Source organism: Shewanella sp. DAU305, from assembly GCF_026802235.1.
Classification (GTDB): Bacteria; Pseudomonadota; Gammaproteobacteria; order Enterobacterales; family Shewanellaceae; genus Shewanella; species Shewanella baltica.
In genome coordinates this window covers 3,585,673-3,599,762 of the sequence record NZ_CP113808.1, presented here as the reverse complement: position 1 = coordinate 3,599,762, position 14,090 = coordinate 3,585,673, and the positions used below count along the sequence as shown (strand labels likewise).

The following is a 14,090-nucleotide window of genomic DNA, read 5'->3' as shown; positions in this document are numbered from 1 at the left end:
AATGTAAGAGGTGGCGTTTTGTCGATAAGGGGGGGATTGTCGGTAAGGGTTGGCAAATAGGGCTATTTGCCAACCTTAAATAGGAGGGATTTGGCTTAACTCGTCGTTTTATTGGCGACGAATAAAAGATTCGACATAGGCGGCGGTGCGGGCATTGAGTATCGGATCGGCAGACGCGGCAATGCCCTTAGGTAATAACAGCGGGTTGAAAATGCCTTTATCGCACTGTTGCACTTGGAGATCGCTATCTCGCTCACCGTTAATCACCACTTGGCCAACCAGCAAACGCTGGCGAGTCTCAGGCCAAATCACGGTAGGGTCATTAATCTCATCGCCCGTTTCAGCCAGTTGAATATAGAGATTCCATTGTGCTGGCTGGGTTTTAATGCGCTCGAGTAATTCCGCCTTTAAAAAATCGTCACCCAGATTAGCAAGCTCGCTGGATGACAGTGCTGCCGTACCTGCGACAGGTTCAAAAATCCACTTACCCGCAACCGTTTCACCTTGCTGAGCGCCGCCTTTTTGGGTGCTAAACAGGAAACTATTCACGCCATAGTAGCGGCTGTTGGCAAAACTTGGGCTAGGAGGCAGCTGTTTGACATAGTCGAAAAAGGCTTTAGCGCTGGGTTGATAGTCGATAAGCCACTGTTTACCTTCCGCGCCTTGTTTCACTTTGGTCTGAAAGGTAAAAAAGTCTTCTAGATTACTGGCGAAGAAAACGGGGACGTTAGTGGTAACAAAGTTAAGGTTTTCTTTATCGCCATCTATTTTGAGTGACATAAAGCGCCCAGCGGTTTTATCGGAGATCTGTGGATTTGTGCCACCAAGGGAAAAACGGGCCGTGACTTTAATGGCATCTTGATTAAAAAACGGAATCGCCAGTGTTTGTTGTAATTGCGGATCCGGTTTAAAACTACCTGAGGTGCAAAATCCTTTTGTATGGTTACGCAGTTTGACTTTTTTACCCGCCTCGCGACTTGCCGCATCGGGCGTGCCATTCACGGCATCAACCAGCTCTGGAATGGTTTTTTCGGCAGCGACTAATGTCTGTGAAGTTAGCGCTAAGCCTGTGATGAGGCAGGCTTTGGCGAGTAAAGTCAGTTTGAATGGGGTCATTGCAATTCCTTTCAATGGTCTGGGTCGAGCGTTCGACATGTCGACGCGAGATTGTTATTAGAAACTATAGGAAAGGGGATACGGTATAAATCTTTCAATCGATCTGTTAATAAATGCTTAATTGACTCAATGACGTAGGAAATAACACCCGTTATCTTGGGGTTGCCGAAGTATCAAGCAGTTGTCCAAGATACAGGCTCAATAATCCATGCAGGGATTGGATATCGGCTTGGGTGATTTGCTGAATTTTATCGAGGCGATATCTAAGTGTGTTGCGGTGTATAAACAGCGCATTCGCACATTGCTGCGCATCACCAAAGTGGGTGATATAGGCGGCTAAGGTTTTGCGTAACTGGCCGTTTTTATCGGCCTTGGCGAGTTGCTGATAGGGTGACGCTAGTGCCTGACCGCGCCAGTCATGTTTAAGTCCCGCTAGTAGTACTTGCAGGGAATAATCTTCGAACAGGTATTTATTGCCCTCAGCATTGCGCTGTTTACCTAGGGCTAAGGTTTCCTGCGCGGTTTGATAGGAGCGCGCTATACCGCCTTTTTCAGGGAAAAAATGACCCAAGGCAATTTTAAAGTTTAAATCCATTTGGGCGGGTAAGCGTTGTAACAGCTTGTCGATACGCTGATTTTCAAGCTCAGGATCCCATTGTTTACCATCTAAAAAAGCGGGCTTTAGGATCACCAATTGCGACATTGAGGTCATGGCAATCAAGTTGCCACGGTCAGGGTATTGCAATAGATGCAGCACTTGCTTGAGAGTTTCACTGACTCTGGGGCTGCGTTCATCGGCGGACTGAGCGGAAGCTTCTGCTAAGTACAAGGCCGATGAAATGGCGTCAGTCTTTAAATGTTGTTTTTGGGTGTGTTTCTCGCTGATCTCAATAATGGCCGCGACCCGTGGCAGGCTGATATTAATTTCTAACTGTTTTGCCCAGCGATGCAACTGCTCATCATCGTCGGTTTCAGCTTTGATCAGCTGCAAAATAAACTCTTCGCGCTGGCGATTCTCCCACTGCAATTTATCCTGTAGGTTGGCTTGTTCGACAATTATTTCGGCGGTCATTTTGAGTAATTCACCGTAATGGGTAAGTTCACTTGGATCGCCAGTAATGCCGACAACACCTATGATTTGTCCTTGATAATGCAAGGGTAAATTGATGCCAGGTTTAACGCCATGCAGCCCAGAGGCCACTTCTTGGCTTATCTCCACATTGCGATTTTGGGCAATGGCCAGCAGCGCGCCTTCGTGGGTTGAACCAATACGTTTAGGATCGCCTGAGCCTAAAATTACTCCTTGGCCGTTCATCACATTGATATTGTGGCCAATGATTTTCATTGTGCGACTCACAATTTGTTTAGCGATGGCAGAATCAAGCTGATACATATAAGTGCCTAGTGTGGTTGAAGGTTTAACAGGGATGCAATACGCATTCTTAATCTGGGTAGCATATCGCGTTCAAACTCAGGATGCTGCTTAAGCCAGAGATTATTGCGTGGGCTCGGGTGCGGTAAGACAAAATATTTAGGCCAATATTGCTGCCACTGCGCGCACGCTTGGGTCACTGTGATGGGTTTCAGTTTGGGGATAGGTTTTGCTTTTGCGCTGGACGATACATTTATGTGGGTTGTTTGAGGCTCAGTGAGCGGCGAAGTGAGGTTTATGGCCACGGACGATTCACGCGGTAGATGATAATCGATGGCATATTGGCCGAGGATCACGATTAGCTCAATTTGTGGCATTAACGCAAGTAAGGCTTGATGCCAAGTGGCGGCGCATTCGGGGCGCGGTGGTTTATCACCCTGCTTTTTACCGTTTTTTTCGATACTGCCCGGAAAACAAAATCCCATAGGGACAATGGCAAAAAGGGCAGGGTCGTAAAATTGCTCACGGGTGACATTCAACCAAGTGCGCAGCCGTTCACCGCTGGCATCGTCAAATGGGATCCCTTTATGGTGCGTTTTCACGCCCGGAGCTTGGCCGGCAATCAAAATCCGCGCTTGGCTACTGGCCTGCAATATCGGTTTGGGCGCTAAGGGCAAATCAGCCTGACATAAAGTACAGGCGTTAATTTTTGTCAGCAGTGCTGCCATTGATGCAGAACTGGGCGGCGATACCGTTTCGCTTAGCGGCGATGACGCCGGCGCGTTAGTGCAATGTGTTTTAGTCAAAATTTGTCTTAGTCAGTGGTCAGTCGTCAGCGCTAGTGTGGTCAATGGTAAATGTCATCGCTCATTCATCGTCGCTCATTCATCGTCGCTCATTCATCGTCGCTCATTCATTTTCAATCAGGATTGGAACATCATCGCCGTTTGATACAGCCAGTAGCCAAAAAGACCGTAGCCAAATAGTAAGCCTATATAACTTAATAGTTTAGGCACTCTACTTGGGCATGAAGCCAAACAGATATGGGCCAGCACAATGGTGAAGAAGGCTAGTGGGGCAATCACATAGCTTAAGGCGAGGATGAATAATGCGCCTAGGCTGATGATCCAATCGGCATTGCGATTGGTAGGTTTATCGATTTGGCATAATTGTAGAGGCAATAATATCAGTCCAATCGCCACACAAATAATGCCTAAGTTCAGGGCGAAATCACTCCAACCTCTGTGATCATAAATGGCTAACGCGACGGCAATCAGCGGTACGATTAAGGCGCTTAATACATGGCGTTTGGCAAATGCGGCGCTGCGATACCGACCCGCAAAAAAGAACAAACCCTGTAAAAATAAATTGATCAAGGTAAAGCCGCCGAGGCCGAGAATGATAAACAGGCTGGCGGTGCCGCCCGAGGGGTCGAACGCCAAGGCGGGTAAGGGCAATAGACTCAGTCCCAGTAGGGCAGGAAGCGATGAAAACCACTTAGATTGGCAGAGGGGAGAATAAATACGCATGGGCTCAGAGGATTAACCAAAAGATTGAATTAAGATCCGCTAAAGTGAGCTAAAACTCAAGGAATAAGGTTTTTATGGGCGGACTTTTGCGCCAGAGTCTGATCTTATTCAAGATTTTTACTTTTATCTGGGCTGATGTAATGATTTTGCATGTGACTGCTGCGGTTAAACAAAAGCCCGCAAGATGCGGGCTTTTGGATTGTCTATCATTGAAGATTAGATCTTGTAGCTCATGCTTAACATGATCATCTGCGCTGTGTAGTCATGGCTATTATCACCAAAACCTACGACGTTCCAGATCCCATTGACGGCGATATCATTGGCAGCGTCATTGTCCTTATAGTTCTCAATTTTATAATCGAAGCGCAGCGCCATTTTCTCGGTGGCTTGATATTGAGCATATAAGTTAATGTTGTGCACTTTGGCAAAATAATCGCCGTAGTCGCCTGTGATACCTTGTCTAACTTGGGTGTTACTGTTGGAGTCTGAATAGGTGTAATCCAGTCCCATGCGTAACTTGTTTTCAAGTAAGTTGTTGTAGCTAATGCCAGCGCCAACAACATCGACTTTATCTTCAATGAAGCCTGTCCAGGTTGGGGTGCTGTAGTTGCTGCTTCCCGCCTGTTCAGATTCAATGATTTGATAGTTATAGAAGGCGTTCGCCAGTAAATCATCGGTGATCATGTAGCTGATGTTGGCATCATAACTGGTGTCTTTTGACTCAGTTAAACCGATGACAGTATCTGTGTAGTCATCTAATGCGTAACGGGCACCGAAATCTATGGTCAGGCTTTCGATAGGCGAGTGAGTGACTCGTGCTTCCACTTGGGTTCTGTCACGGTTCGCCAGATTGTACTTACGCAACAGGCTGTTGGTTTCAGACGATGTCCATTCAGAGGCTTGATATTCAGAGCCATCACGTTGACCGTAACTGCCCTTAACCCACATATCCCAAGTCTCGAAGCTGTTGACTCTGAAACGCGCCCAAACCGTGTTCTCATCCGTGGTTTCACGGTCTTGATAATTACGTTCGTCACGTCTGAAGTCATAGCCGCCATCGAGTTTCATACCGCGGGTAATACGATAATCTGCCGCCACTTTGAAACGTTGGCTAGTGTTATCGTAAGGGGTGTTATAGGCCACCTTACCGTTGACATTGTTGATGCTGACTTGGGTCCACTCTTCAATCTGCGTATTGTTATCGCGGTCGTTATAGTCGTAGCTACCACTTAAGCGCAGTGAGTTGGTGACTTTGCTGACCACTTTTAAGTTCAAACCGATAAGGTCGACCTTGGCATCAAGGGCTTCAGTTGGCACTTGATAACCATAACCTGATGTCACTAACGTTTGGTCTTGACTCATTTGTCCGGTAAGCAAGCGAGCCGATAGCACATTGGTACTGTCGTTGTATTGGCCCATTAACGATACTGTGTGTGACTGATTGTCAGGATCAAGGGCGATAGAGCCCGTGGTTTGCGCGCCAAAGGTTGGATTAAACGCACTGTCAAAATTTAACTGGTTGTACTCGTTCTTAAAAATCGAGCCATTGTAGTTAAGTGCGGTGAACCAGTTGTCGCCTTTAAGCTTGATACCCGCTTCAATGGAGTCAGTGGTGTAATCGACAGGCTCGGCTAACATCATAGATTGATTAAAGAATCCACCTGAAGCTTTTTTCAAGCCGGTTTTTTCTTCACGCATGTAGCTCACATGTGTGCTCCACAGCGATTCGCCTTGATAATCAAAACCAAGCCCTGTGCGCTCACGTTTGAGCGACAGTTCTAAGGAGTTCAGGCTGTCCATCAGTAATGGCATTTGGCTGCTTGAACCCGCCGTCACCCAGTTGTCTGGCAGCGTTAAATTATCGCTGCCCACACCCGAGTAGGGCGTTAAGGCACTGTTGCTGTTGTAAGTGGCAATCTGGCGATAGTTCACATTGACATTGTACTGGCCTTGTTTGCCGGCATTCACCTCTAAGCGGCCGCCATCCATGCCCAGTTGATAGGCTTCAACGCTGGCACGATAGCCTTTTTCACCGCGAAAGGTGACATCAGCATCCAATTTCCCTGCGACTTCGTTTGAAGTCCCAAAGGCATTCGCCGAGCGAATGTCCTCTTCACTGTTATAACCTACGCCGACACCCACAGTGCCCGATGTGCCCGTTTCAACGACGCAGCCTTTACAGCTCCATGCGGACATTTTGACTTTTTCGGTATTGGCATTGGCTAAGCCATACCCATCGGCCGCTATCGCAAAACCTGTGTTTGCCAGTAACGCAAGAGTGATCAAATTGAGTTTAAATTTCATTTTCTCGTCTCCTTAGCGCTGTAATAGCTTGCCAGATGGATGGTTTGAACCATGAACCTGACTGTGGCAATTTAAACAGCTTCTTCCACCCGTGAAGGCATTGTCACCGACGTTTGAACCTAAACCAGTGTTACCTAAGTAAGCATTGCTGGCATGGCCATCGCTGGCGTGACATTGCTGACACAGCTGCGGTGCGCGGGTTTTCAACATGGCATCATTCACGCTGCCGTGAGGATTGTGGCAAGTGACACAGTTCTCAGTGACGGGTGCATGTTCCCACAGTTTGGGGCCGCGTTTTTCAGCGTGGCAGGAGTAACAGGTTTCGTTAATGCTCGGCTTGTTCAGATCGGAATCTGTCATGCTCCCATGGGGATTATGACAATCGCTACAGGTCATTTGAGCCCATTTTAATGGGTGGCTTGAGCGTTTGTTCATGTCTGCTTTTTGCTTAGTGTGGCAGCTAGTACAGACTTCCATTTCAGTGTTTTTTGATAACACAGGATCTTTTGCCACATGCACTTGGTGGCAAGAGGCACAAGCGACATCGGCATTGTCATGGTGACTGCCGTTCCAAGACACACGTTTATCATCTTGGTGACAACTCATACAGACGCTGTTTTGTTTTTCAGCACTTAAGGTCGATTGCTTACCGAAAGTGATCATCGGCTCGTTGCCGCCTTTATTGTGTTGACCTAAAGGACCATGACAGGCTTCACATTGCAGGCCAGCCATTGGGCTTTTTGATGAATCAATGGCGCCGTGGACTCCTTTGAACAGGTCCATCACTTTTTCAGATTTTTTATGGCACATCAAACAAGAATCGGCGCCTTTAGGGGAGTAGTTGCCTTCGGCAAACTTCTTATCTAAGGTGGCTTCGACTTGCTCTGGCGTCATTTTCGCATCCCACTTCGACGCATAAGCGTTTGGTGCGATGCATAAAGACATGACTGCTGACATTGCCATGGTGATGACAAGTGCCGGCAGTAGGTTTTTCATTTTTAGGCTGTTCTTCATAATAGGCTTCCCAATTTGTCCCAACAAAATTCAAGAAAGGGGGAGCGAACTCCCCCTGCTTGGGCAAATTACATTTTCACCTGAGTGTGATCTGTTGGTGTGGGTTTGTGACAGTAGAAACAGGTTTCTGACTGCGCCGCTTGGTTAGCTTGAGTATAGTCACCATCAATAATGGCACCGAAGCCTTCAAGCACAGCTTGTGAATGTGCCTTTAGCGGATTGTGATTGTGGCATGAAGTACAAGTGGCTGTGATTGGCGTGGTGTATTTACCCGCGGAAGTTGCCAGCGCGCCTTTGACCTTAAATGCATCGAGGTTGAAGTCGTTGTGACATTGGGTACATTCTTTGATGACACCTTGCTCGCCGTGGATCACGTGCAGTTTCATCTCGAATGCGCCTTTGTTAGCACCAGAAGCATAAGTACCATCAGGTGTATGACACGCGACACAACCATCAACACCGACGATAGCTTTACCGTTCGCATCTTTTGCATGTGATACTTGCTCTGTCATCACAAAACCTGAATGGTGGCCTTTGTGAATTTCAAAGGTATCACTGTGACAACTTTGACAGGTGCTAAAGTTAACTGAGTTAACATGGCGCATGCTTGGGGCATTACCTGATTTGGTGCCAAAGACGAGTTGTGCTTTCATACTGGTGGTCGCGCTATCAGCGGTACATGCTGTTAAGTTCGTACCAGTGCTACACATTTCAAGACCGATAAAGGTAAAGGCCGTATCTGTATCGCCAGCACCGAAAGGCAGGGCAGGTGTCGTGAAGACCAGTTTACCGTCAACTAAGGTCACACCAGCTTGTAGTGCGCCATCTTTGACTAAGTCTTTAGCAATTTTCGCAGCACCACTACCTGGGCTTGGGTTATAACCCATGATTGGGAAGTTAGGGCCAACGTTAGTGACAGTTTCTAAACGTTTAATCTTGTCTTGAACCGTTGCCGCATCAATCGCGTTACCGTCTTTGTCTAAGATAGAGACGGTTAATACCGCAGTATCATCAGTTTGACCAACGAGTGTTGCTTGCATACCTAACTGAGCGATAACGGCTTTCTTGTCAGCAGTCTTGCCTGTGTGTAGCTCGGCAGTCCAGTCGCTGTTATGACAAGCGATACAGTTAGAGTTATCTAGTTGTTGTGAATGACCTTTACCTGCGGCGAAGTCCACTGTGCTATGACAGCTTCCACAGGTAGCTGCAGTTGGAATACGTGACCAATTACCCCAATCTGGCGCGGCATCGTTTGCAGCATGACAGCTTTGGCAGCTTTCCAATGAACCTAAGGTCAGGTCTTTGTGCTTAGCGTGAACGAGAACATTGAACTCTTTACCTACGCCAACTTTGCCAGCTGTGTGGCAAGTTGCACAGTAGTTAACATCTGAGTACGCGCCGCCATGTTTCACATTGGCTAAATCTTGGTGACAGGTATTACAGCTTTCAGTGGCAACAATTTTGCGGCTGTATGTCGGTGCAGCGCCTGTATCGGCCGTAAAGTCGACAAAGGCGTTACTGTTAGGGACTTGAGTACCATCGGGTAACGGCGTGTTATAAGCGCGGATTAACACCCGTTGAGCTAACTGATCGTTGTAGGTGATTTTAGCGTTAGCGGTCAGGTTCATGTTGAAGGTATAGCTGTAGTGACCGTTTTTCTGGTCAACAAAGGTCCCTGGGCATGTTGCTGCGACATCGCAGGTTTCATCACCAAAGTATTGCCATTGTGAGGCATTACCGGCACCTGTCGCACCTTGTGGGATCAACTGTGCTGCGGCGAAGCGCATTTTTTGGAGACCAACCACGGGTAAATCATCTTCGTTAGTCACGGTAAACTCAACACTCGGTACACCGTTAGTGATGACAGATTTATCAAACGTGAAATTAAGGGTTTGAATCGCTGGAGCAGGTTCGCCACCAGGTTCACCGGGATTACCATCATTACCATCGCTGCCACCACAGCCAGTTAAGGCCATTGTGACTGCACTTGCTGCTAACAGCAGTGCGATTTTAGTTGTTTGTGCGTTCATCATTTTTTTCCCTGCATAGGTTTGGCATTGCTTAAACGCTGTGTTCTAGAGCCAACAGATTCTATGTCTGTGTTTTTGGTCACTAGAAGCGACTTAAGTGGATGCTGGAAATAGAATTCCCCAAGGAAAGGCTAACCTAACATGACCTTAAAATCTCCAAGGCCTTTGCTAATGTGTGACTTGGATCTTTCTATTTCTAAAGAGGTATTTAAAGCGAGAGGTAAAAACGATTTCAGATCAAAAAAACAGCAGATTTTTAAATGGCAAGAATATAAAGAGAGAGGTAAAAACCTCTCTCTTTAGTAACGATAAAACATTGCTCTGAATGAGAGCGTTATATCTGCTTAATTACCGTGAACTTTACTTAATTGAGCAGGGGTATGACAAGTTGCACAGCTTTCTGATGCACGAGTTTGCACATCGGCTGCACTGCTGCCATTTAAAATACCACCGTTAGTCTCAATGTGAGATTTTGTCGCATCACTCAGATATTTTTGGTGACAGCTTAAACACGCACCCGCATCTGAAGATACCCAAATATCGGCACCGTTATTATTGATATCACCGTAGCGCCATGTGCGATTAGGCTGACGTCCTAAGGTAATACCTGTAATGACGTTTGCTTTATCAACCGTATGGCATGTCGCACAATCGGTTTTTAGCACAGTGCCTGATTGTACACCCGCATATTTCAGGTAATGCCCTTCACGTTCGTGAGCTTTCCACGCGAAGCTAGTTGGGATCTTACCGCCAGGATAGTTGGCATCACTTTTCAAGGTTTTATCCGAAGTATGACAAGTTTGGCAATTTACACCGTTGTCATAGTGGTGGATTTCTTGATTGTGACAACCTTGACACTTAGTTGCATCAATAATGTCGCGACGTGTCGCTGCCTTGGCAGTGTTGTCCACTCCCGTATCTTTCCAAACGAAATGATATGGGGCTTGTTTAACCGCGACTTTACTTACACTGTCAGCAGAGCAATCTGTCATCGCTACGTCAGCAACGCCATAACCGCCATTGTTGAAGCACACTTCTAATGTTGACCACAGCTCGAATGTTTTACCATTTGCATCAGCGGGTAAACTGAACTTAGTGCCTGTTAATGAGTAGGTTTTATTCGCTTCATTATAGGTACCTTCACTTAAAGCGATACGACGATTGCTATAAGAGGCATCAGCATAGCTTGGGTAATCTTTATCAGAATCCCATGCTACGACAACGCGTGAGCTTTGATTTACGAAGGCTTTATCAATGGCATTGCCATCTTTGTCAACAACTTGGACATCAAAAGTGATTTTGCCCGTGTCATTCACGCCGACATTAGTGAACTTAATGCCCATGGCTTTAGTTTCTGTGTAAGCTTTCAGCACATCACCATGACGTTTAGCTGCACTACCTGTGCCATTGTATGGTTCAGTTGCATTATGACAAGCGACACAATCACTGCTGCTGTGGTGAGCAGACGGTTTTTCTGTGTGGCAACCAATACAGGCTTGATTGCTTAAGTCGGCTTTAAATAAATCGGCATTAGCTGGTGCACCCGCTCCTTCAACGTGACAGGCTGCGCAATCCGCTGCAGGTTTTAATGGGAAACCGACCTTGCCGTAGTCAATCACTTTACCGCCATAACCGACAATCTTGTAAGGTGCTGGTACTTCAGCGCCTGTCTCATCAAAGGTATGACGTTCGCCACCTTTGTGGATAGCATGGATCATGTATGTAAATTCAATGCTATTACCTGACTCAGGATCGCCAGAAGTTGCCGTATGACAAGATGCACAGTTCTCAATATCAACTCTACGGCCACCGTGTAGCTCTAAACTTTCTGGTTGGTGACAGGTATAACAGGCTGTTATTGAAACAACGTTGCGTGTTTGAATACCTTCAGTTTTGCCTGTAGAAGGCTGCCAATCAAAATGGGCGTTGGCAGCAAGCTGTGGTAATTCAAGTTCTAATGTTGCCCGTTGAGTCGCTTCAGCACTGTAGGTAATCGCTAAGGGTTCAGTGACATTGGCGATATTTGCTTGATAGGTATAGCTGTAGTTACCATCACCATGATCTACTAAACAGGTATCACACTTGGCAGCGGCTTCAACGTTGGCTTGATATTGAGCTGATGGATTGAGGTTATCCACGCCAGAAGGCACTGTGCCAGGCTCTTTTTTGGCATTGATATAAGCTTGCCATTGGTAACCGCGGTCAGCGGGTTTTGCTGGATCCTCAGTTGCTACTGTAACGTGGCTAAGCTGAGCAATACCAAAACGTATGTCGTGATCTTTATTTAAGCCTAGTACTGCTACGCCATTCGCATTTTCTAATGTGAAATCGACTGTAACCTTACCTGCATCGATAGTGGCATTAGTGAAACTTGCTTTCAGTGTAGGAGTTGTATCGATATTAACACCAACAACACCCGGTTTACCGTCTTCACCATCTTTACCGTCACTACCACCGCAACCGGCGAGTAGTAGAGAGAGTAAACCGGCACCCAACATCGCTTTTGTTGCGGCATTGAAATTGAACCGTTTCATCATGATATTTCCCTGCAATAGTTGTAATCATCATCAAACGCTTGGTAGATAAGAATAAATCTCATTACCCGCATAAGATGTGTGGAATTAGTTTTCCATCTGTAAGGCTAACTAAGTCACTGGTATTAATCAGTCACTTTAGGTGGGTAATGTGACTGAGATCTGACTATTTCTTTAGGAGTAGATGACTGCATAGTATGAGTTCCTTTTATATCTGCAGTTGCTGGCCTTTTTAGGCCAGCATCATAGGCTTAGTTTATGGGATGCACTTTTAACACGTCCGCGACTCCGCCTTGTCCATGACAGAAAGCACAGGTTTCAGTTCCTGCGGTTGCATCGGCTTTTGTGCCTGCAAAAACAGCACCTTGCTGAGCCATGTGGTTATGAGTGCGGGTATCTGAATGGCAGTTGCTACACACAGCGGCAATCGGGCTGGTAAAAGTGCCGTTATCGAGGGCAAGGGGTTGTACCGCTGAATTTAAGGGAAGGGCGACGGTAGATATCCCCGCGGTATCGTTAACATGACATTGGGCACAGTTACCGATTTTCCCTGGGTAGTTTAGGTTTTCAAAACCTGCGAATTGGCTGGTGTGAATACCGTGGATCAGCTGCTTAAAGTCAAACGACGTGGTGGAAGGATTTGCCGCCGTTGCATCAGCCAGCATATTGGCGTTATGACATAGCTGACATTGACCACCGAGATCGTTGCGTGAGCTGTGGATATTAAGCTTTTGATCGCCATGGCAATTACCGCAGCTTGCATTACTGACAACAGTGCGGCGACCCGTACTGCTTAATGCTGCCATATCAAAATAACTGTGGCTGGCTTTAATCACTAACACTTCCGCCAGTTCAGTCGTGCAATCAACGAGTACTTTGTCTTTGGCGCAGACTCGGCCTTGAATCGCGAGTCCGCCGTGATCCGCTTCAGTGCCCGCAGGCACAATAAGACCCGAAATTGTATAGGTATAAATGCCATTTGAGCCTGACACTGGGGTGGATTCCGGCAGCTTAATCGAGCGGGCAGAGCGGGTGGCATAATCAAAACTGGTTCCCCAGTTGGCATATACCCTTAAATCATTGATGAATTTTAGCTTATCGGCACTGTCGCTGTAGACGGAGCCTGTAGCTGGGTTCATCAATTTAACCGCGACGGTGACTGTACCATTGGCATCCATACTGGCGCTGGTGATGCTTGGGCTAAATTGCATCAGTGCCGCAGTTTTGTCTTCATCACTGTGAACGCTTACGGTCCAGTCGGCATTATGGCACGCCACGCAGTTACTGTTATCGGCCTGCGCTGGGTGCCCTTCGCCTGCGGGAAAATTGATTTGTGTATGGCAGGCGCCGCAGGCTTGCATGGTTGGGACTCTGTGCCAGTTTTGCTGCTCAGCTAACTCTGCCTTATCGACATGACAGGTTTGGCAATCACTGATGGGTTGCGGGAAACCAGTTAAATGTTTGCTGTGGATCATTTGCGGGAAAATATCCGCAGGGTTACTGACTTTTTTGCTGTTATGACAGGTGACGCAGGTTTCGATTTGATTATATTTACTGCCATGGAAAGCAAGATTGCTGTGGCAACTATTACAGGTTTCTATTGTGACTAAGTTGCGGGTGTAAGCGACATTATCCCCAGAAGATTGCCAGTCATAATGTTGATTGGTAATAGGCAAGGGGGTGTTATCTGCAAGTTTATCGCCGCCGATTTTGACCACCATTCTTTGGGTCGCTTCAGGCATAAACGTCACCCCATTCATGCCATTAAACGGTGCGCTGAAGGTGTAACTGTAGTGACCGTTTTTATGATCTGTGAGACTGCCTAGGCAAGTTGCCGCGCAGGTTTCAGCGGTAAAGTGCTGCCATTCACTGCTATTTCCCGCACCTGTATAGCCTTGGGGGAGAAGCTGCGCCGCAATAAACGTCGCCGATGGGACACCAATTACGGCTTCATCATCTTGATTGCTCACTTGAAAATCCACTTGAGCAATGCCTTCTGTCACCGCAACTTTATCGACCATGACGTTAAGGCTAGTGATGGTCAATGCGGGCGGTTTTGCGGGTTCACCGGGATTACCATCTTGGCCCTTATCACCGCCACAGGCACTTAATAGCGAGACTAAGGCCAGCATCAGACTGAATTGAGTACTCATTTTTGCAAACTTGTTCATATTTCTATCCTTGGAATGCG

At 46.9% G+C, this 14,090-nt stretch carries 10 protein-coding genes; 1 reads left to right on the top strand and 9 read right to left on the bottom strand.

Annotation, left to right across the window (positions count from 1 at the left end):
• Positions 1 to 108: 108 nt before the first annotated feature.
• The 7 genes from OX890_RS15230 to OX890_RS15200 all read right to left on the bottom strand — a co-directional run bounded on the left by OX890_RS15230 (position 109) and on the right by OX890_RS15200 (position 9,368).
• A complete protein-coding gene (locus OX890_RS15230) occupies positions 109 to 1,116 on the bottom strand; it encodes a catalase family peroxidase (RefSeq protein ID WP_126492291.1) in 1,008 nt (335 codons plus the stop codon).
• Positions 1,117 to 1,267: 151 nt separating this feature from the next.
• The gene (locus tag OX890_RS15225) at positions 1,268 to 2,509 is read right to left on the bottom strand and encodes a sugar diacid recognition domain-containing protein (RefSeq protein WP_268649488.1); all 1,242 of its coding nucleotides are present in this window, start codon (positions 2,507 to 2,509) and stop codon (positions 1,268 to 1,270) included.
• An 8-nt stretch (positions 2,510 to 2,517) separates the two neighbouring features.
• Positions 2,518 to 3,216, bottom strand: coding sequence for a uracil-DNA glycosylase family protein (locus OX890_RS15220; protein ID WP_268650617.1), 699 nt, complete (start codon positions 3,214 to 3,216; stop codon positions 2,518 to 2,520).
• A 195-nt stretch (positions 3,217 to 3,411) separates the two neighbouring features.
• Complete coding sequence (locus OX890_RS15215; protein ID WP_268649487.1) at positions 3,412 to 4,017, bottom strand: hypothetical protein; 606 nt, start codon at positions 4,015 to 4,017, stop codon at positions 3,412 to 3,414.
• A 216-nt stretch (positions 4,018 to 4,233) separates the two neighbouring features.
• Positions 4,234 to 6,321 carry an MtrB/PioB family decaheme-associated outer membrane protein gene (locus tag OX890_RS15210; RefSeq protein WP_268649486.1) on the bottom strand — a complete coding sequence of 696 codons (2,088 nt, stop codon included), beginning with the start codon at positions 6,319 to 6,321 and terminating at the stop codon, positions 4,234 to 4,236.
• A gap of 12 nt (positions 6,322 to 6,333) precedes the next feature.
• Positions 6,334 to 7,335 carry a decaheme c-type cytochrome MtrA gene (gene mtrA / locus OX890_RS15205; protein WP_006081107.1) on the bottom strand — a complete coding sequence of 334 codons (1,002 nt, stop codon included), beginning with the start codon at positions 7,333 to 7,335 and terminating at the stop codon, positions 6,334 to 6,336.
• Positions 7,336 to 7,403: 68 nt separating this feature from the next.
• The gene (locus OX890_RS15200) at positions 7,404 to 9,368 is read right to left on the bottom strand and encodes an OmcA/MtrC family decaheme c-type cytochrome (protein WP_268649485.1); all 1,965 of its coding nucleotides are present in this window, start codon (positions 9,366 to 9,368) and stop codon (positions 7,404 to 7,406) included.
• 138 nt (positions 9,369 to 9,506) lie between these two features.
• On the opposite strand from OX890_RS15200, the gene OX890_RS15195 reads away from it, so the two are divergent.
• The gene (locus OX890_RS15195) at positions 9,507 to 9,668 is read left to right on the top strand and encodes a hypothetical protein (RefSeq protein WP_268649484.1); all 162 of its coding nucleotides are present in this window, start codon (positions 9,507 to 9,509) and stop codon (positions 9,666 to 9,668) included.
• A 41-nt stretch (positions 9,669 to 9,709) separates the two neighbouring features.
• Here the strand turns inward: OX890_RS15195 and OX890_RS15190 are convergent, their stop codons facing one another.
• On the bottom strand, positions 9,710 to 11,902 hold the full coding sequence (locus OX890_RS15190; protein ID WP_006081110.1) for an OmcA/MtrC family decaheme c-type cytochrome: 2,193 nt from the start codon (positions 11,900 to 11,902) through the stop codon (positions 9,710 to 9,712).
• A 248-nt stretch (positions 11,903 to 12,150) separates the two neighbouring features.
• The gene (locus OX890_RS15185) at positions 12,151 to 14,070 is read right to left on the bottom strand and encodes an OmcA/MtrC family decaheme c-type cytochrome (RefSeq protein ID WP_268649482.1); all 1,920 of its coding nucleotides are present in this window, start codon (positions 14,068 to 14,070) and stop codon (positions 12,151 to 12,153) included.
• Between the last annotated feature and the right edge of the window lie 20 nt (positions 14,071 to 14,090).

Coding starts and splice junctions, on each gene's coding strand:
- OX890_RS15230 (WP_126492291.1), bottom strand. CDS start 1,116: ATGACCCCATTCAAACTGACTTTACTCGCCAAAGCCTGCCTCATCACA.
- OX890_RS15225 (WP_268649488.1), bottom strand. CDS start 2,509: ATGTATCAGCTTGATTCTGCCATCGCTAAACAAATTGTGAGTCGCACA.
- OX890_RS15220 (WP_268650617.1), bottom strand. CDS start 3,216: ATGGCAGCACTGCTGACAAAAATTAACGCCTGTACTTTATGTCAGGCT.
- OX890_RS15215 (WP_268649487.1), bottom strand. CDS start 4,017: ATGCGTATTTATTCTCCCCTCTGCCAATCTAAGTGGTTTTCATCGCTT.
- OX890_RS15210 (WP_268649486.1), bottom strand. CDS start 6,321: ATGAAATTTAAACTCAATTTGATCACTCTTGCGTTACTGGCAAACACA.
- mtrA (WP_006081107.1), bottom strand. CDS start 7,335: ATGAAGAACAGCCTAAAAATGAAAAACCTACTGCCGGCACTTGTCATC.
- OX890_RS15200 (WP_268649485.1), bottom strand. CDS start 9,368: ATGATGAACGCACAAACAACTAAAATCGCACTGCTGTTAGCAGCAAGT.
- OX890_RS15195 (WP_268649484.1), top strand. CDS start 9,507: ATGACCTTAAAATCTCCAAGGCCTTTGCTAATGTGTGACTTGGATCTT.
- OX890_RS15190 (WP_006081110.1), bottom strand. CDS start 11,902: ATGATGAAACGGTTCAATTTCAATGCCGCAACAAAAGCGATGTTGGGT.
- OX890_RS15185 (WP_268649482.1), bottom strand. CDS start 14,070: ATGAACAAGTTTGCAAAAATGAGTACTCAATTCAGTCTGATGCTGGCC.